The organism is Uliginosibacterium paludis (assembly GCF_039631355.1).
Lineage (GTDB): Bacteria > Pseudomonadota > Gammaproteobacteria > Burkholderiales > Rhodocyclaceae > Uliginosibacterium > Uliginosibacterium paludis.
Genome location: NZ_JBDIVF010000001.1, coordinates 497,342 through 518,410 on the forward strand (window position 1 = coordinate 497,342; position 21,069 = coordinate 518,410).

At 61.9% G+C, this 21,069-nt stretch carries 23 protein-coding genes and 1 tRNA gene; 2 read left to right on the forward strand and 22 right to left on the reverse strand.

Going from position 1 to position 21,069, the window contains the following annotated elements; all coding sequences use genetic code 11:
- The 3 genes from ABDB87_RS02385 to uvrC form a co-directional block, all read right to left on the reverse strand.
- Positions 1-76, reverse strand: a tRNA-Gly gene (locus tag ABDB87_RS02385).
- A 51-nt stretch (positions 77-127) separates the two neighbouring features.
- Positions 128-694 carry a CDP-diacylglycerol--glycerol-3-phosphate 3-phosphatidyltransferase gene (gene pgsA / locus ABDB87_RS02390; protein ID WP_345923763.1) on the reverse strand — a complete coding sequence of 189 codons (567 nt, stop codon included), beginning with the start codon at positions 692-694 and terminating at the stop codon, positions 128-130.
- A gap of 44 nt (positions 695-738) precedes the next feature.
- Positions 739-2,478, reverse strand: a complete 1,740-nt coding sequence (gene uvrC, locus ABDB87_RS02395) for an excinuclease ABC subunit UvrC (RefSeq protein WP_385918557.1) — start codon at positions 2,476-2,478, stop codon at positions 739-741.
- 258 nt (positions 2,479-2,736) lie between these two features.
- Between uvrC and ABDB87_RS02400 the strand changes: the two genes are divergently transcribed.
- Positions 2,737-3,807 (forward strand): CAP domain-containing protein, encoded by a 1,071-nt coding sequence (locus tag ABDB87_RS02400; RefSeq protein WP_345923767.1) that lies wholly within the window; start codon positions 2,737-2,739, stop codon positions 3,805-3,807.
- 42 nt (positions 3,808-3,849) lie between these two features.
- Here the strand turns inward: ABDB87_RS02400 and nagZ are convergent, their stop codons facing one another.
- The 14 genes from nagZ to rpoE all read right to left on the reverse strand — a co-directional run bounded on the left by nagZ (position 3,850) and on the right by rpoE (position 15,440).
- On the reverse strand, positions 3,850-4,890 hold the full coding sequence (gene nagZ / locus ABDB87_RS02405) for a beta-N-acetylhexosaminidase (RefSeq protein WP_345923769.1): 1,041 nt from the start codon (positions 4,888-4,890) through the stop codon (positions 3,850-3,852).
- Positions 4,887-5,267: a holo-ACP synthase gene (gene acpS, locus ABDB87_RS02410; protein WP_345924672.1), complete on the reverse strand. Its 381-nt coding sequence runs from the start codon at positions 5,265-5,267 to the stop codon at positions 4,887-4,889. The genes nagZ and acpS overlap by 4 nt, the downstream gene beginning before the upstream one ends.
- 8 nt (positions 5,268-5,275) lie before the next feature.
- Positions 5,276-6,028, reverse strand: a complete 753-nt coding sequence (locus ABDB87_RS02415; protein WP_345923771.1) for a pyridoxine 5'-phosphate synthase — start codon at positions 6,026-6,028, stop codon at positions 5,276-5,278.
- 15 nt (positions 6,029-6,043) lie between these two features.
- Positions 6,044-6,775 (reverse strand): DNA repair protein RecO, encoded by a 732-nt coding sequence (gene recO / locus ABDB87_RS02420; protein ID WP_345923773.1) that lies wholly within the window; start codon positions 6,773-6,775, stop codon positions 6,044-6,046.
- 24 nt (positions 6,776-6,799) lie between these two features.
- Positions 6,800-7,690, reverse strand: coding sequence for a GTPase Era (era, locus tag ABDB87_RS02425; protein WP_345923775.1), 891 nt, complete (start codon positions 7,688-7,690; stop codon positions 6,800-6,802).
- Complete coding sequence (gene rnc / locus ABDB87_RS02430) at positions 7,687-8,367, reverse strand: ribonuclease III (protein ID WP_385918346.1); 681 nt, start codon at positions 8,365-8,367, stop codon at positions 7,687-7,689. The genes era and rnc overlap by 4 nt, the downstream gene beginning before the upstream one ends.
- On the reverse strand, positions 8,364-8,714 hold the full coding sequence (locus ABDB87_RS02435) for a DUF4845 domain-containing protein (RefSeq protein ID WP_345923777.1): 351 nt from the start codon (positions 8,712-8,714) through the stop codon (positions 8,364-8,366). Before ABDB87_RS02435 ends, rnc begins: the two co-directional genes overlap by 4 nt.
- Before the next feature lie 19 nt (positions 8,715-8,733).
- A complete protein-coding gene (lepB, locus tag ABDB87_RS02440) occupies positions 8,734-9,552 on the reverse strand; it encodes a signal peptidase I (RefSeq protein WP_345923779.1) in 819 nt (272 codons plus the stop codon).
- A 21-nt stretch (positions 9,553-9,573) separates the two neighbouring features.
- Positions 9,574-11,370 (reverse strand): translation elongation factor 4, encoded by a 1,797-nt coding sequence (gene lepA, locus ABDB87_RS02445; RefSeq protein ID WP_345923782.1) that lies wholly within the window; start codon positions 11,368-11,370, stop codon positions 9,574-9,576.
- Between the two features lie 106 nt (positions 11,371-11,476).
- Complete coding sequence (locus ABDB87_RS02450; protein WP_345923784.1) at positions 11,477-12,922, reverse strand: Do family serine endopeptidase; 1,446 nt, start codon at positions 12,920-12,922, stop codon at positions 11,477-11,479.
- Positions 12,919-13,317: a SoxR reducing system RseC family protein gene (locus ABDB87_RS02455; RefSeq protein WP_345923786.1), complete on the reverse strand. Its 399-nt coding sequence runs from the start codon at positions 13,315-13,317 to the stop codon at positions 12,919-12,921. Before ABDB87_RS02455 ends, ABDB87_RS02450 begins: the two co-directional genes overlap by 4 nt.
- 40 nt (positions 13,318-13,357) lie before the next feature.
- Entirely contained in the window at positions 13,358-14,308 is a 951-nt protein-coding gene (locus tag ABDB87_RS02460) for a MucB/RseB C-terminal domain-containing protein (RefSeq protein WP_345923788.1), read from the reverse strand.
- Positions 14,308-14,838, reverse strand: a complete 531-nt coding sequence (locus tag ABDB87_RS02465) for a sigma-E factor negative regulatory protein (RefSeq protein ID WP_345923790.1) — start codon at positions 14,836-14,838, stop codon at positions 14,308-14,310. The genes ABDB87_RS02460 and ABDB87_RS02465 overlap by 1 nt, the downstream gene beginning before the upstream one ends.
- Before the next feature lie 2 nt (positions 14,839-14,840).
- Positions 14,841-15,440 carry an RNA polymerase sigma factor RpoE gene (gene rpoE / locus ABDB87_RS02470; protein ID WP_345923792.1) on the reverse strand — a complete coding sequence of 200 codons (600 nt, stop codon included), beginning with the start codon at positions 15,438-15,440 and terminating at the stop codon, positions 14,841-14,843.
- 214 nt (positions 15,441-15,654) lie between these two features.
- On the opposite strand from rpoE, the gene nadB reads away from it, so the two are divergent.
- Positions 15,655-17,265 carry an L-aspartate oxidase gene (gene nadB, locus ABDB87_RS02475; RefSeq protein WP_345923794.1) on the forward strand — a complete coding sequence of 537 codons (1,611 nt, stop codon included), beginning with the start codon at positions 15,655-15,657 and terminating at the stop codon, positions 17,263-17,265.
- Here nadB and ABDB87_RS02480 read toward each other — a convergent pair.
- The 5 genes from ABDB87_RS02480 to fabD form a co-directional block, all read right to left on the reverse strand.
- Complete coding sequence (locus ABDB87_RS02480; RefSeq protein WP_345923796.1) at positions 17,253-17,684, reverse strand: protein YgfX; 432 nt, start codon at positions 17,682-17,684, stop codon at positions 17,253-17,255. The genes nadB and ABDB87_RS02480 overlap by 13 nt on opposite strands.
- Before the next feature lie 42 nt (positions 17,685-17,726).
- A complete protein-coding gene (gene fabF, locus ABDB87_RS02485; protein ID WP_345923798.1) occupies positions 17,727-18,965 on the reverse strand; it encodes a beta-ketoacyl-ACP synthase II in 1,239 nt (412 codons plus the stop codon).
- Between the two features lie 36 nt (positions 18,966-19,001).
- The gene (acpP, locus tag ABDB87_RS02490; protein ID WP_345923800.1) at positions 19,002-19,241 is read right to left on the reverse strand and encodes an acyl carrier protein; all 240 of its coding nucleotides are present in this window, start codon (positions 19,239-19,241) and stop codon (positions 19,002-19,004) included.
- Between the two features lie 106 nt (positions 19,242-19,347).
- Positions 19,348-20,094: a 3-oxoacyl-ACP reductase FabG gene (gene fabG, locus ABDB87_RS02495; protein ID WP_345923802.1), complete on the reverse strand. Its 747-nt coding sequence runs from the start codon at positions 20,092-20,094 to the stop codon at positions 19,348-19,350.
- Positions 20,095-20,116: 22 nt separating this feature from the next.
- Positions 20,117-21,058, reverse strand: coding sequence for an ACP S-malonyltransferase (gene fabD / locus ABDB87_RS02500; protein ID WP_345923804.1), 942 nt, complete (start codon positions 21,056-21,058; stop codon positions 20,117-20,119).
- Positions 21,059-21,069: the final 11 nt, after the last annotated feature.

Here is a 21,069-nt window from a genome sequence, read left to right on the forward strand (position 1 = left end):
TGGAGCGGGAGACGAGTCTCGAACTCGCGACCTCAACCTTGGCAAGGTTGCGCTCTACCAACTGAGCTACTCCCGCATCAGGAGCCGTGCATTTTAATGCTTTATGGCCCGCTGTCAAGAAGATTTTCTAGGCTTCGTCGAGGACTGCCAGCGCCCGCCGCATGTAGTAGACCATGGACCAGAGCGTCAGCACGACGGCCACCAGCATCAGCAGGCTACCGATCCGGTAGATGGGCAGCCCAAGCAGGTCGTCGTAGTACAGCAGCATGGGAATGGCCACCATCTGCGCAGTCGTCTTGAGCTTGCCGATGAAGGACACGGCCACACTCTTGGTCTTGCCGAGCTGAGCCATCCACTCACGCAATGCGGAGATGGTCAGCTCACGACCGATGATGATGAAGGCGAGCACGGCATTGCAACGATCCAGATTGACCAGCAGGACCAGCGCGGCGCAGACCATGAGCTTGTCGGCAACCGGATCGAGGAAGGCGCCGAACGCGGAGGTCAGCCCGAGCCGGCGGGCCAGCCAGCCATCGAACCAGTCGGTGATCGCGGCCACGATGAAGAGCACGCAGGCCACCAGATTCTGGTTCGGCAGGGACAACACATCCTGCGGGATATAGAAGACCGCCAGCACCAGCGGGATCATCAGGATGCGCGCCCAGGTCAGGGCGTTGGGAAGATTGAAATTCATTGATTGTCCGGACACTCATCAGGGCACCGCTTCACGCGGGCTTCCTAATGCAGGGCGTTGTGGATTTGCTCGGCGATTTTACGATTGATCCCCTCGACGCGGCACAAATCTTCGACAGTCGCCTCACGCACACCCGCCAGACCGCCGAAGGTTTCGATCAGCTTCTTGCGCCGCGTCGGGCCAATGCCGGGAATATCCTCAAGGCGGGAGCTCAGCCGCGTCTTGCTGCGCTTGGCGCGCATCCCGGTGATGGCGAAACGGTGCGCCTCGTCGCGCACGATCTGGATGAGATGCAGAGCCGGATGCTCGCCCCCCAGCGCCAGGCCCTCCCGGCCATCCGGCCAGATCAGCTGCTCCAGCCCGGCCTTGCGTTCCTCTCCCTTGGCGACCCCCACCATCGCGATGCTGGTGAGCCCCAGTTCGGTGAGCACTTCCCAGGCCACACCAACCTGCCCTTTGCCGCCGTCGATGAGGATCAGATCCGGCCGCACGCCCTCGCCGGCCGCAACCTTTTCGTAGCGCCGTGTCAGTGCCTGACGCATGGCGGCGTAATCATCGCCCGGGGTAATGCCATTGATGTTGAAGCGACGGTATTCGGACTTCTTCATGCCGGCACCTTCCCACACGACGCAGGAGGCCTGCGTCGCCTCACCCTGGGTATGCGAAATGTCGAAGCACTCGATGCGGTTCGGCCGCTCGGGCAGCTCGAGTGCAGCCTGCAAGGCCTCGAGCTGACTCTCGGCCCGCCCGGTTTCACGCAAGCGCGTTTCGATCGCAAGCCGGGCATTGACCTGAGCCATTTCCACCCATGCCTTCTCGGCCTGGAAACGCGCATTGGCCACAATGGGCGGACGCTCCAGCACATCCTCCAGAATCAGTTTGACTGCGTCGACATCTGCCCCTTCGATGATCAGCTTCGCAGGCGCGGGATGCAGGCGATAGTGCTGATCAACATAGGCCAGCAGCGCGTCGGCGGTGCCAAGCCCTTCCCCCGCGCTCGGAAACTGGGCCCGGTCGCCCAGATGGCGCCCGCCCCTGACCATGGCCAGATTCACACAGACCTGGCCGCCTCCGGAGTCCGCCACCAGGATGTCGACGTCCTCGTCCTTGCCGGAATCCACGAACTGCTTGTGCAGCACGGTCTGCAGCGCGCGGATCTGGTCGCGGAAGATTGCCGCCTGCTCGAAGGCAAAGGCGTCGGACGCCTCCTGCATGCGTGCCGTCAGGCTGTCGATGACATCGGAATGACGGCCCTCGAGAAACAGTGTCGCGAGCTTCACGTCCCGGCCGTAGCCTTCTGCATCGATCATGTCGACACAAGGCCCGGAACAGCGCTTGATCTGGTAGAGCAGGCAGGGACGGGAGCGATTGTTGAAGACGCTGTTCTCGCAGGTCCGCAACAGGAAAAGCCGCTGCAGCAACTGGATGCTCTCACGCGCCGCCCAGCTGGACGGAAACGGGCCGAAGTAGCGCACGCCTTTTTCAAATGCGCCGCGGTAATAGGCCAGACGCGGCGACGCGTCACCCGTAATGGCAATGTAGGGATAGCTCTTGTCGTCGCGGAACAGGATGTTGTAGCGCGGCTTGAGCGTCTTGATGAGATTGTTTTCGAGGATCAGCGCTTCGGCTTCAGAGCGCACCGCGGTCGTATCGACCCGCACGATCTGCTGCACCATGAGCGCGATGCGCGGGCTCGGATGATTTTTCTGGAAGTAGCTCGAAACGCGCCGCTTGAGGTTCTTGGCCTTGCCGACATAGAGCACCTCGTCGTCCGCGCCGATCATGCGATAGACGCCCGGTGCTTCGGTCAGCGATCGCAGGAAAGGCTTGTAATCGAAACTCACGTCGGATACTCCATGCTTTCATCCGGACTCAGGCTGCCGGAGCCCGGGATACTACCGCAGTCTGCCGGACGGGGCGCCGCATGTCGGGCCACGGCTTCCGCCGACCATGACCGGCGCCCTCCCGCCGACCTGTGGAAGCAGGCTGCTCGGCTCAGACGCTAGGCTTGGCGGATCTGAAGAATCAGCCGGACCTCTCCCATGCAGTCGACTCGTCACAGCCTCCCATCGTTCATCATCGTTCAGTTGCTTGCACTCGCGCTCGCCGCGTGCGGAGGCGGCGGTAGTGGTGGCAGCGAAGGCACCAGCACGACAAACCAGAGCGCCAGCTCGGTCGCCACGAGCAATGCAGCCTCATCGAGCAGCCGTACCGGCAGCAACAGCTCGGCTTCCAGCAGCAAGTCCAGCACCGGCAGCACGACCAGCAGTTCGGCCGGCAGCGTGAGCGGCGTCTCCTACACCGTCTCTCCGCAGGTCAGCAATTGCGTGGCGGGCCAGGTCAGCACCGCAGACAAGAATGCCGTACTCGCACGGATCAATGAAATCCGCAGTCGTCACGGCCTGCCTGCGGTCACTTACGACAGCTCGGACGATGCAGCGGCCGCCGCCGCCGCGCTCTACATGGTGGCCAATGGCGAGCTGACCCACACACCGGACAGCAGCGGAAGCTGCTACACCAGCGAGGCAGCACGCCTTGCCGGCAAGAGCAATCTCTACATGGCCGGCGGCAGCAATACCCGCAACATGGCCAGCGCAGACTCGGTGACCGCGTATCTGGTCGACTCGAATGTGAGCACGCTGGGGCATCGCCGCTGGGTGCTGTACCCCTTCCTCGCCTCGACCAGCTTCGGCCGGGTCGATTCCGATGACGGCAAGAGCATGGCTTCAGCACTGCGTACGATCGGTGGCGCGGCCAGCAGCGTGAGCATGACAAACGATTTCGTGGCCTATCCCTACGGCAGCTATCCGTCCAGCGACTTCTCGACAAGCTGGTATCTCTCGTTCTCGGCGATCGCGAGCAAGACCAGCGCATATGCCAATGGCAACAGTCAGGTCAGCTTCTCCGGCGCCACCATCACCGTCACGAACGCATCGGGCCAATCGCTCACGGTGAGTGACCGCATCGAGAACTACGAAGGCTATGGCCTCGCCAACTCGCTGCAATGGAAAGTGGCCGGACTGGCCAGCGGTGGCAGCTACACGGTGACCATCAACGGCGTCACCGTCAACGGCGCCAGCCGGAACTACAGCTACGGCTTCCAGCTGCAATGAGCGGACCTGCGGGGCGCAGCGGGCAGCCCCCCGGCTTGAAACTCAGACGAGCGCCTGTACCGATGCCCAGGCTTCGGTGAAGCGCTTGTCAATCGACAGTGCCTCGAGCGAGGGGTAAGCCGAAGGCTTCAGGGCGGCAATTCGAGCGGCAGACTCGGGGCGCAGCGCAGGTGTCCATCGCGCCAGCAAATCGCGGGTCAGCTCCGGCCGGTTGCAGACAAGGACCATGTCACAGCCGGCAGCATGCGCGGCGTCCGCACGCGAAACGATGTCGCCGGCAAGCGTTGCGCCTTCCATGGTGAGATCATCACTGAAGATCACGCCCTTGAAGCCCACGCGCTGGCGCAACACATCCTGCAGCCAGAACGCGGAAAAACCAGCCGGCGCCGGATCAATCCTCGAATACACCACATGTGCCGGCATCACGCCGGAGAGCGTGCTGCAGAGCGCACCGCGGTACGGCGCGATATCCTCGGCCCAGATCGTGTCGAAGTCGCGATCATCAACCGGCATCTCGACATGGGAGTCGGCCTCGGCATATCCGTGCCCGGGAAAATGCTTGCCCACGCTGCCCATACCGGCTTCGCGCATGCCACTGGCCACGGCATGGGCCAGCATGCCCGTCACATTCGCATCGCGGTGAAAAGCGCGATCCCCGACCACGCGGCTCTGTCCGAAATCGAGATCCAGAACCGGCGCGAAAGACAGATCAACCCCGTGGGCCAGCAACTCGGCCGCAAGCACATGGCCGACATCCTGCGCCGACAGGATCGCGTCACGCGGCGAAGCCGCATGCAGCTCGCCCAGCTTGCGCATGGCAGGCAAGCGCGTGAAGCCCTGCCGGAAGCGTTGCACGCGCCCCCCTTCATGATCAACCGCGACGATCAGGGCCGGAGAGCGCAAGGCATGGATCTCGCGGCACAGTGCAACGAGCTGATCCGGACTCTCGAAATTCCGCGAAAAAAGGATGACTCCGCCCACCAGCGGATGACGCAGGACCTCGCGCTCGGCATCCGTCAGGACAAAGCCGGCCACATCGCACATGACCGGGCCAAGCGGCAAGGAAATCACACTGTCATTCATCGAACGGACTCCAGGAGAGCAAAGGCGATGACGTGCTCCCGCTCGTCACTGAGCGAAAGGTGGGCCCGCAAGCCGAGCCCCTCCAGATGAGCGGCCAGCGCCTCGCCGAAAACATAGAAAGGTTTGCCCAGCGCATCGTGGCTGACGCCGATGGCCGCCAGCGTGGCAGGCGGCCGCAATCCGGTGCCAAGAGCCTTGGAGAAGGCCTCCTTGGCGGCGAAGCGTTTGGCGAGAAAGCGCTCCGGCTCCCGCACTCCCCCAAAACCGGCGAGTTCATCAGGATGCAGGATGCGTTCGGCAAAACGGACGCCGTGCCGTGCGAGCGAATCACGCATGCGCGCGACGGTGACGATGTCGGTTCCGATGCCGTAGATCATCATGCTGCTCAGCGGCGCTGATCCGCTTCCCGCATCAGACGCTTCATTTCCGCAACCGCCTCGCGCAGGCCGACGAACACGGCGCGGCTGACGATCGCATGGCCGATATGCAGTTCGCGGACATCAGGCAGGGCGGCAACGGGCTGAACGTTGAAATAGTTGAGCGCATGGCCTGCGTTGAAGCGCATGCCGAGCCCGACGATCGCACGACCTGCTGCGGCAATCTTGTCGAGCTCCTCCAGCACCGCCGGACTGCGCGCATCCCGCCCCTTGGTGTGGAAAGCCGCGGCATAAGGTCCCGTGTGGATTTCGCAGACGCTGGCACCGATGCGCGCGGCCGCTTCGACCTGGGCAATGTCCGGGTCGATGAAAACGCTGGTCATGATGCCGGCATCGGCCAGGCGCTGGATCGAGCGCTTGAGTTCAGCCTCCTGCGCCAGAATGTTCAGCCCGCCCTCCGTCGTCACTTCCTGGCGGCCCTCAGGCACCAGCATGGCCATCTCGGGACGGATCTGGCAGGCAATGCCGACCATCTCTTCTGTCGCTGCCATTTCGAGATTCAGCTTGATGTGCGTGAGCTCGCGCAGACGTCTCACGTCATGATCCTGGATGTGCCGGCGATCCTCGCGGAGATGCACGGTAATCCCGTCGGCACCGCCGAGATGCGCCTCGACCGCCGCCCAGACGGGATCAGGTTCATAGGTGCGGCGCGCCTGGCGAATGGTGGCCACGTGGTCGATATTGACGCCCAGTTCGATCATGCCTGTTTCCTTGTTTCAGAGAGCCTGAAGCTCCATCAGGATGCGGCGCGACTCCAGCGCCTGCCCTCCCAGATGGTAATGGATCAACCGCCGCATGAGCCCCTTTGCATGACTCAGGATTTCGGCTGAAGAAAAATCGCCTGCCGCCATGGCCAGCAGTACATGCCCGGGCAGCACGACGAGGTCTGCAGGGACTGAAGCCATGGGCGGGGCCTCGATCAGGCCGCGTTCAAGCACGAAGAGATAGTCGCTCCCTGCGTGGATCGCCTCGCCCGAGTCGGCATCATGAGTCAGGGTTGGCGCGTAGCCGAGTTCGCGCAAAAGATCGAGTTCGAAAGCGCGCAACAAGGGTTCATGAGCCAGACCGGCGGCCAAACGCGCGAGCGTGCCGGCATAGGCATCGAACAAGGCAGGATGGGCGTCCTCGCGCGGCAGGAGGCGCAGCAGCAGTTCGTTGAGATAGTAGCCGCAGAGCAGACCGACTCCGCCCAGAAGGGGCTGCCCGCCTTGCCAGGCGGCACTGTGCAGATTCTTCACCTCGGCCTTGCCCGACCATGTCAGCTCGAGCGGCTGAAAGGCCATCAGTGCGCCACGCAAGACGGACCCCTGCCTGCGCGCGCCCTTGGCCACCATCGGCACCCGACCGAAATCGCGCGAGAAGATCTCGACGATGAGGCTCGTCTCCCGCCAGGGGTAGCTGTGCAGGAGAAAGCCGGTTTCGTTATCGATACGTGCGCGACCGCTCATCTCAATGCGAGCAAGGAATCCGCCTCAGTCGTATCCCAGGGACTTGAGCGCACGCTCGTCATCTGCCCAGCCGCTCTTCACCTTGACCCAGGTTTCGAGATAGACCTTGCCGTCGAAGAGCTTCTCGAGCTCGACGCGCGCCTCGCTGGAGATCCGCTTCAGACGCTCGCCGCCCTTGCCTATCACGATGCCCTTGTGCCCGGCCTTGTCGACAATGATCGCGGCAAAGATGCGGCGCAGATGACCTTCCACCTCGAACTTCTCGATCTCGACGGTCATGCCATAGGGCAATTCCTCGCCCAGCAGGCGAAAAAGCTTTTCCCGCAGGAACTCGGCCGCCAGAAAACGCTCGCTGCGATCGGTAATGTCATCCTCGCCGAAGAGCGCCTCACCCTCGGGCAGATACTTGCCGACCGCGCGCAGCAACTGATCCACGTTCTGGCCGCGCTCGGCACTGACCGGCACGATTTCCGCAAACGGAAACTCGGTCGCCATCTGCTGCATGAAGGGCAGAAGCTTGCCCTTGTCCTCTTCGAGATCAACCTTGTTGAGGACCAGCACCACTCGCGCATCCTGCGGCAGCATGGCCATGACCTTGCGGTCGTCCGGACCGAAACGCCCGGCTTCGATCAGGAACATGACCACATCAACCTCGTTGAGGACCTGCCCCACCGTGCGGTTCATGCTCGCATTGAGCGCGTTGCGGTGATGCGTCTGGAAACCGGGCGTATCGACGAACACAAACTGCTGTGAGCCCTCGGTCAGAACACCGGTGATGCGGTGCCGAGTCGTCTGCGCCTTGCGCGAAACGATGCTGATCTTCTGACCGACCAGGCGATTGAGCAGCGTGGATTTGCCTACATTGGGACGACCGACGATGGCCACCAGGCCGGTATGCGTGATGGTTTCGCTCATGATTTTTCCAGTTCCTGCAAGGCCGTGCGGGCAGCCATCTGCTCTGCAATGCGTCGGCTGGTGCCGACACCAAGGGTATTCAGGGACAAGCCTTCCAGCACACAGCGAACCTCGAATTCGCGTGCATGAGCTTCGCCCCGCTCGGCCACCATTTCATAGCGCGGCAAAGGCAAGCGCCGCGCCTGCATCACTTCCTGGAGCGCGGTTTTCGGGTCCTTGAAGGATCCTGCGGGGTCAACGGCGGCCAGCTTGTCACGGTAGAGCCTGGCAATGACATCGCGAATCGCCTCGAAGCCGCCATCCAGATAGATCGCGCCAAATACCGCCTCGAGCGCATCGGCGAGAATGGAAGGCCGCTGACGACCGCCACTGCGGTGCTCCCCCTCGCCCAACAGGAGGAAGCTTCCCAGATCGAGGCTGAGGGCGATCGCATGCAGGGCATCCTGCTTGACGAACTGAGCCCGCAAACGCGAGAGATCCCCCTCCCGCGAATCCGGAAACTGCACGAACAAGAGCATCGAGACCACCATGTCCACGATGCTGTCACCCAGAAATTCAAGCCGTTCGTTGTGATCCGCCGCATAGCTGGAATGCGTCAGGGCCTGGCGCAGAAGCTCCGGACGGGCAAAACGGTAAGCCAGGGCTGATTCCAGCCCTGCGGTTTTCGACAGGCTCAATTCGAGGACACTTCAAAATCGAAATAGAGCCCAGCATTGCCGAACAGGGGGACTTCGCGGCGATAGGACACATGCATGGAGGCCTTGCCGGCATCCTTCTCAACCACGATCGTCTGAGCATCCACGCTCTTGATGTCGTCGATATCGGCAAAGCGCTGGAAAGCCGTGCGGAACTGCGACAAGGGGGCACCGGGGTCAGTGCTGGACAAGACTTTGGTAAACGCGCCCTTGACTGCAAAGTACTCGGTATAGACAGGAACCAGCCTCAAGCCGAGAACCAGGACGGCCATAGCGACCACGCCCAGGATCAAGGTTGAAATCAGTGACATCCCGCTTTGACGTTTCATGTCGGATTCTCCGGTCGGATCAATGGAAACTGCCGATCCGGCTGAAATCAACGCCGGACGGAGGAAGGATACGGTCAGCATGGAACCAGATGAAGAACGCCCGTCCGACAATGTTCTCGTCGGGCACAAATCCCCACACACGCGAGTCGGCACTCTGGTCCCGGTTGTCACCCATCACGAAATAATGCCCTGCGGGTACGGTACAGCGCACCCCTTCGCGTGAATGCTGACAGTTGCCAGAGAACTCGTGCGGCACGATCAGCTGCTCGGGGATGAAGGCCTGGGCGTCGCGGTTATTGAGGATGGCGTGCTTGCGGCCGTCGATGTTTTCCTCGAAACGCTGGAACACATCGAAGGATCCCGGAATCAGATAATCCCCGGCAGCAGTCGTTTCAAGTGACTTGCCGTTGATGCTGAGACGCTTGTTGATGTACTCAACCCGGTCACCTGGCAGGCCGATGACCCGCTTGATGTAGTCCTGGCGGATGTCATGCGGGTAACGGAACACCATCACGTCACCTCGCTGCGGCTGGCCGACTTCAATGACTTTCCTGTTGATGACCGGCAGACGCACGCCGTAGGCATATTTGTTCACGAGAATGAAGTCACCGACCTGAAGCGTCGGAATCATCGAGCCGGAGGGGATGCGGAAAGGCTCCAGCCAGAAAGAGCGCAGCAGGAAGATAGGCAGGATGACCGGAAAGAAACTGGCACCGTACTCGACCCACCACGGGTCAGGCGTTCCCTTCGGACGGGACTTGCGTGCCTTGAAAACGTCGTAGCACCACAAAACACCCGAGACAATGCTCAGGACAAACAGGATGAGTGCGAAATCCAAGATCTGCTCTTTTCTTAGGGGTTACTTGCCTTCGTCCGTCCGCAGCACCGCGAGGAAAGCCTCCTGCGGAATCTCGACGTTACCGACCATCTTCATGCGCTTCTTGCCTTCTTTCTGCTTTTCAAGCAGCTTCTTCTTGCGGGTAATGTCACCGCCATAACACTTGGCCAGCACGTTCTTGCGCAGCGCCTTGATCGTTTCGCGCGCAACGATGTGGGATCCGATCGCGGCCTGGACCGGTACATCAAACATCTGCCGCGGGATCAGACCACGAAGCTTTTCGGCCAGCTCCCGCCCGCGATACTGCGCGCTCGCCCGGTGCACGATCACCGACAGGGCATCGACCTTCTCGCTGGCCACCAGCACATCGAGCTTCACCACATCTGCGGGACGATACTCCTTGAAGTCGTAGTCGAGCGAAGCGTAACCACGCGACACGGACTTCAGGCGATCGAAGAAGTCCATCACCACCTCGGCCATCGGCATGTCATAAACAAGCTTCACCTGACGACCGTGGTAGTGCATGTCGACCTGACTGCCACGCTTCTGGTTGCAAAGCGTCATGACCGGGCCGAGGTAGTCCTGTGGCAGGAAAATCGTGGCGGTGATGATCGGCTCACGGATCTCCTGCATCTTGGTCACTTCGGGCAGCTTGGCCGGGTTCTCGACCTTCACCACAGCGCCGTCATTCATCACGACCTCATACACCACCGTCGGTGCGGTCGTGATGAGATCCATGTCGAACTCCCGCTCGAGACGTTCCTGCACGATTTCCATGTGCAGCAGCCCGAGAAAACCGCAGCGAAAACCGAAGCCCAGCGCCTGGGACACCTCGGGTTCATACTGCAGCGAAGCATCATTGAGCTTGAGTTTCTCCAGCGAATCGCGCAACTGGTCGTACTCGGAGGATTCGACCGGGTAGAGGCCCGCGAACACCTGCGGCTTGATTTCCTTGAAGCCTTCCAGCGCCTGGGCAGCAGGCCGGGTCGCGACCGTGATCGTATCGCCGACCTTGGCCGACTTCAGCTCCTTGATTCCGGCAATCACGAAGCCCACCTCGCCCGCATGCAAAGCGTCACGGGAGACCGATTTGGGGCTGAATACGCCGACCTGCTCACACAGGTGTTGCGCCCCGGTGCTCATGAAAAGGAGCTTGTCCTTGGGGCGCATGACGCCGTCAACAACCCGCACCAGCATGACGACGCCGACATAGTTGTCGAACCACGAATCGATGATCAGCGCCTTCAGCTCGCCGTCAGGATTGCCGCGCGGTGCCGGCACCTTGGCGACGATCATCTCGAGGATGTCATCGACCCCCATGCCCGTTTTCGCCGAACACGGAATGGCCTCGGTGGCATCGATGCCGATCACGTCCTCAACTTCCTGGCGTGCCGCTTCCGGATCCGCGGAGGGCAGATCCATCTTGTTCAGCACCGGCAGCACTTCCACGCCCAGCTCGATCGCCGTATAGCAATTGGCGACGGTCTGCGCCTCAACCCCCTGCGACGCATCCACCACCAGCAACGCGCCTTCGCAAGCCGACAGGGACCGACTGACTTCATATGAAAAGTCGACGTGCCCAGGCGTGTCGATCAGATTCAGGTTGTAGACCTTGCCGTCCTTCGCACGATACTGAAGCGCCGCGGTCTGGGCCTTGATCGTGATGCCGCGCTCGCGCTCGATATCCATCGAGTCGAGCACCTGAGCCTCCATTTCACGGTCGGAAAGCCCTCCGCAGGTATGGATAAGCCGATCGGCCAGCGTCGACTTGCCGTGGTCAATGTGGGCGATGATCGAAAAATTGCGGATGTGCTGCATGCCAGATATCAGAAAACCGTAAGTAACGACAAAAAGGGCGCCTTTGCGGCACCCTCAGCAAAATACTGAAAAAGCAGGCGATTATAGCCGAAGCCCCTTTGCCACCCTAGCGTCGCGGCAGCTTGAGGCCGACAAAGCTCTGACTGTCGCCGCGCCTAACCTGCAAGGTCAGCGGCTCGCCCTTGGGCAGCCCCAGGATCAGGCGATTGAAGAGCGCTGCGGAGCGCACCGGGAGCATCCTGCCATCCACCGTCACGGAAACGATGACATCGCCTGGCCGCAACTCGGCACGGGCTGCAACGCCGCTGGACTCCTCAATCGCCGCTCCGCCATCCAGTGCGAGCTCGCGCTTCTGATCACGTGTCAGATCCCGAACCAGCAGTCCGAGCGGACTTCCACCCTTGCGCGCCGGCTCGCTGACTGCCGGCATGACGACCTTTTCTTCAGGAAAGACGCTGACGCGGATGACGGCCTGCTGCAGACGCCGGTCGCGCCAGTAACTGAGTTTCACATCCCGATTGGGGCGAGTGGCACCGACAACCCGGGGAAGCTCGAGCGAGTTCTCGACCGCGACGCCATCAAAATTCAGGATCACGTCCCCGCTGCGCAAGCCTGCCCGGGCAGCTGGCGAATCGCCCTCGACCTGGCTGATCAACGCGCCACGGACATCCTGCAAGCCGAAGCTCCGGGCGATGTCCTGAGTCATTTCCTGAACCAGTACCCCGATCCGTCCGCGCAGCACATACCCGCGCTCGCGCAACTGAGCCTGCACATCCATGGCAACTTCGATGGGAATGGCGAAGGACACCCCCATGAAACCACCTGTGCGGCTGTAGATCTGGGAATTGATGCCGACAACCTCGCCCTTCATGTTGAAAAGCGGCCCGCCCGAGTTGCCGGGATTGATGGCCACGTCGGTCTGGATGAAGGGCACGATGCTGTCATCCGGCAGGCTTCGGCCTTTCGCGCTGACGATTCCGGCCGTCACCGAACTGTCGAAACCAAAAGGAGAGCCGATAGCCAGCACCCAGTCACCAACCCTCAAGGCCGAGGCGCGACCCAGACGCGCCTGAGGCAGGCGGGTGGCGTCAACCTTGAGCAATGCGATGTCCGTGCGTCGATCGATCCCGAGCACCGTTGCCGGAAACTCCCGCCGATCATTGAGTCTGACCATGATTTCGCTGGCGCCTTCCACCACATGCGCATTGGTCAAAATATGTCCGGACTGACTGTCAATGATGAAGCCCGACCCGACCGCACGATCATCGTCTTCCGGCGCCTCTTCCTGATCGTCCTGGGACTGCGGCAGCCAACGACGCAGCCACTCCGGCATCCGCCCCGGAGGAGACTCCCTCAAGGCCGGAGCCAGCGGTGCAGACTGCGCACGGGTCGCACTGATATTGACGACTACCGCAGCCTGCTGATCAACCAGATCGGCAAACCGTGGCAGCTCACGCCCGATCGGCAATTCCCTCGCACTCAGGGGTGCGCAACACACCAGCACGCTCAGCGCTGCGGCCCGCAGCGCGCTGCTACCGAAGCGCCCGCTCACAGGATTTCCGCAATGCGTGGGCGGGAGACGCCCCTGCTCCGCCCCAGACGGACGCCCGCGAAGGCAAGCAGAAGGCCCGCTGCAGCACCTGCAAGGCTCGCCATATCGGAGCCACCGGCCGCAAACCCGGCAATGGCCCCCAGTACCGTCCCGCACAGAGGCAGGCCATAGGCCAGCATGGCCGCACGCAGCGCCGCGCCTTCGGGAATGTCGATCAATACGCGATCGCCAGGCCTGACATTCAATTCGTTGAGGACGACAAACTCGTCACAACGCGAGTCAGCGGCATTGCCACAGCCGCCCGGTTCATTGCAACGCCCGCATCCGCCGCTGCGCTGGACTCTGACCCGCGCCACACCGGCAGCGCTCCCCACAACCACCCCGTCCGCCTGCATCTGTGCACCTTTCCCGCTCGTACCCCGCCGGCACGAAGCATTACTTTCTGCGCTGCTCGACACCCTCGGCTACGCGCTTGAGGGCCGCAACCGGGACTTCCCCCATGGCGGTCACCTGATAGCTCCCGGCCAAGCGTCGATAGATGCCGACAGCACCCGTGGAGTGTGGCATGTTTTGACTGCTCCGGCCGCTCGTGGGCTCGATGAACACGGACACGTTCGCCAGTCCATCGGAAAATGCGGCATGAATGGCCGCGGCGCCGTCAGCATGCAGCTTTCTCCGGACCAGGGAAACCTGCTTGAAGCCGGCCGGCAGCTTGCGGAAGACCCACGGAATCTCTTCCGGCGAAACACTTTCACCAGCGGCATTGATGACTCGCCATGCATCAGTCGGACTGGACCTTGCACGCAACTGCTCATGATCGAAGTCAGCGCCGGGCGCCATCTCCATGAAGGAGAACTGCTCCACGAGACCGGCGTCTCCCGTCAGCAAACGGGCCTTGAGCAACAGACCGGTCGCCGCATCGATCCAAAGCTCATGTCCATAGCGCCACTCGTCCCGCGGTGTCAGATTCACGATCCGTGCGTCACGCCCCGCGATGCGACCACTCCCGGTCAGCTTTGCATCGTAGATTTCACCGAGGGCGGCGGCCTTCGAAACCAGCCTTCCCGGCTGCCGAGCCAGAATGGCCCGATCAAGCACGATGAGCTTTTCCGCTGGCAGATAGCAGCGCACGTCCTCGTTGAACCGGATGACTTCACGCGGCGTCCCCTCGAGCGTTTCAAGACGCTCATGCTCGCCAGCGCCGTCAATCAGCCTGGCGATCCGGGAGCTCTCCGTTCTGCCCTGGCTCTGATAGACAAAGATTCCGGAGAAGCTGAGGCTTCTCGACGCCTGATTCATCTTCTGCAACCAGGAAAACGCATCCTCGGCCTGAGCCAGCGCCGAAATCAACAACCAGCCCGCAATTACCCAGCACAACCGCTTCATCAGCGCATTCCCGTCTGCTCGTCACCCACCGTCCGGATATATTGGGCCACCCCGCCGATCGGTGCGCCGATGGTAGAGGCCTGATGCGCCATGTAGTAGGCCTGCTCTCCCCCCACGACCAGTTGCACAGGTTTGGGATCGTTTGCCACAGGCGCTGCGACAGCCATCGGCCGAGCAACTTCCTGCCGGGCCGGCGCAAGCAGGGAGAAACTCATCCAAGCAGCAACCGCTACGCCCGCTACAGCCGCCGCAGCCGGCAACCACCGGTCTTTCCCTGCCGGAGCTGTACGCAGCACCTGCCTGCGCGGTGCCAGAACCGTCGGCTCGGATTCGAGCGCATCCATGATGCGGGCAGTCAAATCGACCCCCAGGCCGGTCTGCTGCGGACTGCGCAAGGCGTCCCCGATCAGCCAGAACAGCTCGCAATCCTGACGGACCGAAGCCTCACCCGCCAGTTCGCGCATGACACTGGCGCCATCCTGTTCATCCGCCTCGCCGTCCACCCAGGCTGACAATCGTTCGTTCTTCATGCTCACCACCTCTTGTCAGGAGCAACATCCAGCATCGGCCGCAAGCGCTCGGCAATAGCCTCGCGGGCCCTGAAAATCCTTGATCGCACCGTACCGATGGGACAATCCATCATCGAGGCGATTTCGTCGTAACTCAAACCTTCTATTTCCCGCAGCACGATTGCCGTGCGCAATTCCTCCGGCAGGGCCTGCATCGCTGCATTCACCGTCTCGCCGATCTGGCGGGTCTGCATCAGACGCTCCGGCGTATCGTTGTCCCGCAAAAGCTCGCCGGACTCATACTGCTCGGCATCCTCTGCCTCGACCTCGGTACTCGTGGGTGCACGACGCCCCTGCGACACCAGATAATTCTTCGCGGTATTCACCCCGATCCGGTAGAGCCACGTGTAGAACGCACTCTCCCCCCGGAAATTGGGCAGCGCACGATAGGCCTTGATAAAGGCTTCCTGGGCAACATCCTCGACCTCCGCCGGATCCCTGATCATGCGAGACAGCAGGCGCACCAGCTTGCGCTGATACTTGGACACAAGCAGACCAAAGGCCTGCTTGTCGCCGCGCTGTACCCGCTCGACCAACTGCTGATCAATCTCTCTGTCGCTCATCTACCCTCGCGCTTGCGTCGCCCGTGCGATTCTGTCAGCGCGCGAGTATAGCCGAAGCCACCGCGACCCCATGCCGCTCTGACCCGCTCCCGGGCACAAAGTTCAGCCCGAACACAGCCTGCAACAATTCCTGCATCGCACTCGCCTCTTGGCCTTGAGTCGGGCTGGGGCTAGCATTGCCCTCTTGACCACCTGATGGCGGAAGGAAGCGTTCTTGAAGCAATTCGATGTTCTGATCCTTGGCAGCGGACTCGCCGGCCAGTCCCTGGCTCTGAGACTCGCGGGTCGCCTCAAGGTAGCGCTGATTTCCAAACGCCAGATGGATGACGGCGCAAGCGCCTGGGCTCAGGGGGGGATTGCGGCCGTCATAGATCCGGCAGACTCCACCGCCTCCCACTACGAGGATACGCAGATCGCGGGAGCGCAACTGTGTGACCCGGCCGCCACGCGGTTTGTGGTCGAACACGGCGCGGACGCCATTCAGTGGTTGCGCGACCAGGGCGTTCCTTTCACGCCGGATGACACCAGCTGGGGCATGCACCTCACACGCGAAGGCGGCCACAGCCACCGGCGCATCGTGCACGTGGCCGACGCAACCGGCGCCGCAGTGCAGGAAACGCTCATTGACCGCGTCAGACATCACCCGGACATCCAGGTCTTCGAAAACCACCTGGCCGTCGATCTCATCGTCGGCCACAAGCTCGACAAGCGCGACTCTGGCTGCCTGGGCGCCTACATCCTTGATCTGGACAGCGGCCGGGTCGAGGCGTTCTCCGCCGGCCACACCGTGCTGGCGACCGGTGGCGCAGGCAAGGTGTATCTCTACACCACCAACCCTGACACTTCGACGGGAGATGGCATCGCCATGGCGTGGCGGGCCGGCTGCCGCGTCTCGAACATGGAGTTCATCCAGTTCCACCCCACCTGTCTCTACCATCCGCAAGCCAAATCCTTCCTGATTTCCGAAGCTGTCAGAGGTGAGGGAGGACTGCTACGACTGCCGGATGGCACGCGCTTCATGCCCAAGCACGACCCGCGTGCGGAACTGGCACCGCGCGACGTCGTGGCCCGGGCCATCGACTTCGAGATGAAAAAGCGCGGGATCGACAGTGTCTTTCTCGACATCTCGCACAAGAGCCCGGAGTTCCTCCGCGAACACTTTCCCACCATTTCGGCACGCTGCCTCGAGCTCGGCATCGACATCAGCAAACAGCCCATTCCGGTCGTGCCCGCCGCACACTACACCTGCGGCGGCGTACAGATCGATCTGCGCGCACGCACCGATCTGCCAGGCCTTTATGCCATTGGCGAGACCTCCTGCTCAGGTCTTCACGGCGCCAATCGTCTTGCGAGCAACTCCCTGCTGGAGTGCGTCGTGTTCAGTGAGGCAGCCGCCCGGGACATTCTCGGCACCCCCCGCAAACCCCTGAGCACCCTCCCGCCCTGGGATGAAAGCCGGGTTTCCGATGCGGACGAAGAAGTCGTCATCTCCCACAACTGGGAAGAGCTGCGCCGCTTCATGTGGGACTACGTCGGCATCGTGCGGACGAGCAAACGACTTGAGCGCGCCCAGCATCGCATCCGCCTGCTCAAGCGGGAAATCGACGAGTACTACGCGAACTTCCGGGTCAGCAACGATCTGATCGAACTGCGCAACCTGGTGACCACGGCGGACCTGATCGTGCAGAGCGCCATGCGACGCAAGGAATCTCGCGGGCTTCACTTTTCGAAGGATTACCCCCAAACAGCGAGCAAGGCCAAGCCTACCGTGCTGTCAAATCCCCATTGGCCGCGCGACTTGAAACGCTGGAATCAAAGCGCCTGAGCTTCGTCTGGCAGCTCCCAGCGCAGAAAGCGGCGCAGGGAGCGCCACGATTCAGAATCCAGTGCGCCCCGGGTCAGGGCCGCTCTCCGCCTGATGCGCGAGTTGCGCTCCACGAGCGCCAGAACAATCAGCCAGCCCAGGTCAACCGACTCGGGAAGAATGTCAACCTCAAGCTCACGCCCATCCTTCTCCAGGACTGACACACCCTGCGGCACCACCGTCAGCCGCAGTCGCCCCAGCTCACGCCCCTGACGCGAAGTCACTGCTGCGGACACCAGCGTCAGGGCACCGACCACGGCCAGCACAAGGGGACGGGTGTCCGCAAAAAACGCGCACGACACCGGCATGAGATGCGCCAGAGCAGTCAGGCTTCGGAGCAATGGCGAACGCTTCAGGGAAAAAGAAAAAGGCGCCGACATCAAAGTCCGGCGCCTTTATCGCTCCGCTTTCGCGACAGCATCTCAGATCTTGCGGAAGACCAGAGTGCTGTTGGTACCGCCAAAGCCGAAGGAGTTCGACAGGGCGTACTCGATCGACATGTTGCGTGCAGTATTCGGCACGTAATCCAGATCACAGGCCGGATCAGGGTCGTGCAGATTGATGGTCGGCGGAGCAATCTGATCGCGCAGGGCAAGAATCGTAAACACTGCCTCGATGCCGGCAGCAGCTCCCAGCAGATGGCCCGTCATCGACTTCGTCGAGCTCATCGCCAGCTTGGCTGCATGAGCACCGAAACAGCGCTTGGCCGCCAGCGTCTCGCCGATGTCGCCCAGGGGCGTCGAAGTTCCATGCGCATTCACATACTGCACCTGGTCCGCAGCAATGCCGGCATTGCGCAACGCATTGCCCATGCTGCGCGCAGCACCTTCACCGCCTTCAGCCGGAGCCGTGATGTGGTACGCATCCGAGCTCATGCCGTAGCCAACGATCTCGGCATAGATTTTCGCGCCACGGGCTTTCGCATGCTCGTACTCTTCAAGAACCAGCACGCCGGCCCCTTCCCCCAGCACGAAACCATCGCGGCCGGCATCCCAGGGGCGGCTGGCCGTTTTCGGATCATCATTGCGGGTGGACAGGGCCTTGGCAGAGCAGAATCCGCCCATGCCCAGCAGCGAAACGGTCGACTCCGCACCGCCAGCCACCATGATGTCCGCATCTCCGTACTCGATCAGGCGTGAAGCTTCGCCGATGGAGTGATTGCCCGTTGCGCAGGCGCTCACCGTCGCGAAGTTCGGGCCATGGAAACCGTAATTGATGGACAGCAGCCCGGACACCATATTGATGATCGAGCCGGGCACGAAGAAGGGCGAGATCTTGCGGGCACCGCCGGCAGCAATGGCGTTCATGGTGTCTTCGATCAGCGGCAGGCCACCGATGCCCGACCCGATGCACACGCCGATCCGCTCGGAGTTTTCCGGCTTCTCGGTGATGCCCGCGTCCTTGATTGCGTCCATCGCGGCAGCAAGCCCGTAATGGATGAAAGTATCGAAGCGCCGCGCCTCTTTCGGGGAAAGATAGGACGCGACGTCGAAATCCTTGACCTCTCCCGCAATCCGGGTAGGCAAGGTGCTGGCATCGAAACGGGTTACCCGGTCGATGCCGGAGCGACCGTTGACAATGTTGTCCCAGGCGGAAGCAACGGTATTACCTACCGGCGAGATGATTCCCAGACCGGTTACGACAACTCTGCGACGCGTCAAAGGTCACTCCTTGGTACAAATGAACGCAGGAACCGATCAGGCCTTCAGGTGGGCGCTGACGTAGTCGATCGCCTGCTGGACGCTGGTGATCTTTTCGGCTTCTTCGTCAGGAATCTCGCATTCGAATTCCTCTTCGAGCGCCATGACCAGCTCGACGGTGTCGAGAGAGTCAGCACCCAGATCGTCAACGAACGAAGACTCGTTCTTGATGTCGGCTTCGTTAGCGCCCAGTTGCTCTGCAACGATCTTGCGCACGCGCTGCTCGATGTTATCCATGAATCGCTCCTTCTTTTACAAGCGGAAAGGTAGAAAAAACCCGAATATTCTAGCAGAAACCGGCCGCAACTTCAGCCAACTTCGCCGTTCGCCATAGTATGGCCTGTCACGCCATGTACATCCCGCCATTGACGTGGATTGTGGCCCCCGTCACGTAGCTCGCGGCCGGCGAGGCCAGAAAGCTCACTACGGCAGAAATTTCTTCAGGACGACCAAGACGTCCAAGCGCAATCTGGGACTGCAGGATATCGCGTTGCGCATCCGGCAGATCGCGCGTCATGTCGGTATCGATGAAACCCGGCGCCACGCAATTGACGGTGATGCCACGACTGCCCAGCTCACGAGCCAAGGCACGCGTCATGCCCGCGACACCGGCTTTGGCGGCGGCATAGTTCGCCTGCCCCGCATTACCGGAGCTGCCGACCACCGACGTGATATTGATGATGCGACCACTGCGGGCCTTCATCATGCCGCGCATGACGAGGCGCGACATGCGGAAAACCGCCTTGAGGTTGGTCTCCATCACCGCATCCCACTCTTCGTCTTTCATGCGCATGGCAATGTTGTCACGCGTGATGCCGGCATTGTTGACCAGCACGGAAACCGCGCCGAACTCCTTCTCGATCGACGAGAGAGCCGCCTCGCAAGCCGCGCTGTCGGTCACGTCCAGAGCCATGCCGCGGCCTTTGACACCGGCCTCGGCCAGTGCTGCGTCGATGGCGGCGGCACCATCCAGAGAGGTTGCCGTACCAATCACCGTCGCCCCCATTGCGCCGATATCGAGCGCAATCGCGCGACCGATGCCCCGCGTAGCGCCGGTCACCAGCACCACCTGGTCTGCAAGAGTCTTCATTACTGTTTCCTGTGAGTTGTCTTCATTGGTACTGCGGCAACACGCGGCTGATCGCTTCTGCGTCAGTGAGCGCCTCGACGGCCAGCTCACCATTGATCCGCTTGCACAGCCCTGCCAGAACCTTGCCCGGACCGGACTCCAGCACAGCAGTAATGCCGCGGGGAGCCATGGCTTCGACCGTCTCGATCCAGCGGACCGGACTGTATGCCTGACGGACCAGCGCGTCCCGAATGGCATCCGCAGAGTGTTCGATGCGCACATCCACGTTGTTGAGAACCGCAATGGCGGGGTCGGAAAACTTGACCTTTGCGAGTGCTTCGGCAAGGCGATCTGCCGCCGGCTTCATGAGCACGCTATGGAAAGGCGCGCTGACCGGCAGCGGCACGGCACGCTTTGCACCGCGAGCCTTGCAAGCCTCCATCGCGCGCTCCACCGCAGCAGCATGTCCGGCAATCACGATCTGTACGGGTGAATTCAGGTTTGCCGCAGCAACGGACTCGCCTTGCGCCGCTTCAGCGCAGGCCTCCGCAACAAGCTCCGGCGAAAGATTGAGAATCGCGGCCATGCCGCCTACTCCGGCCGGAACAGCTTCCTGCATGGCCTGAGCGCGGAAGCGGACAAGACGAACCGCCTCGGCAAAGTCGAGCACTTCTGCAGCGACCAGCGCGGCGTACTCGCCCAGACTGTGCCCTGCCACCAGGACCGGGCGTGCTCCGCCCTGCTCAAGCCAGGCGCGCCAGACGGCGATGCCGGCCGTCAGCATGACGGGCTGCGTATTGACGGTCTGCGCCAGCGCCTCGGCCGGCCCCTCAGCCACCAGTTGCCAGAGATCCTGCCCCAGCGCATCGGATGCTTCTGCAAAGGTGGCGCGCACGACGGCATTGTCCGCAAAGGAGGCCATCATGCCGACCGACTGCGAGCCCTGACCGGGGAAAACCACCGCCAGGTTATCCAGAGACTTCATATCCTGCCTCA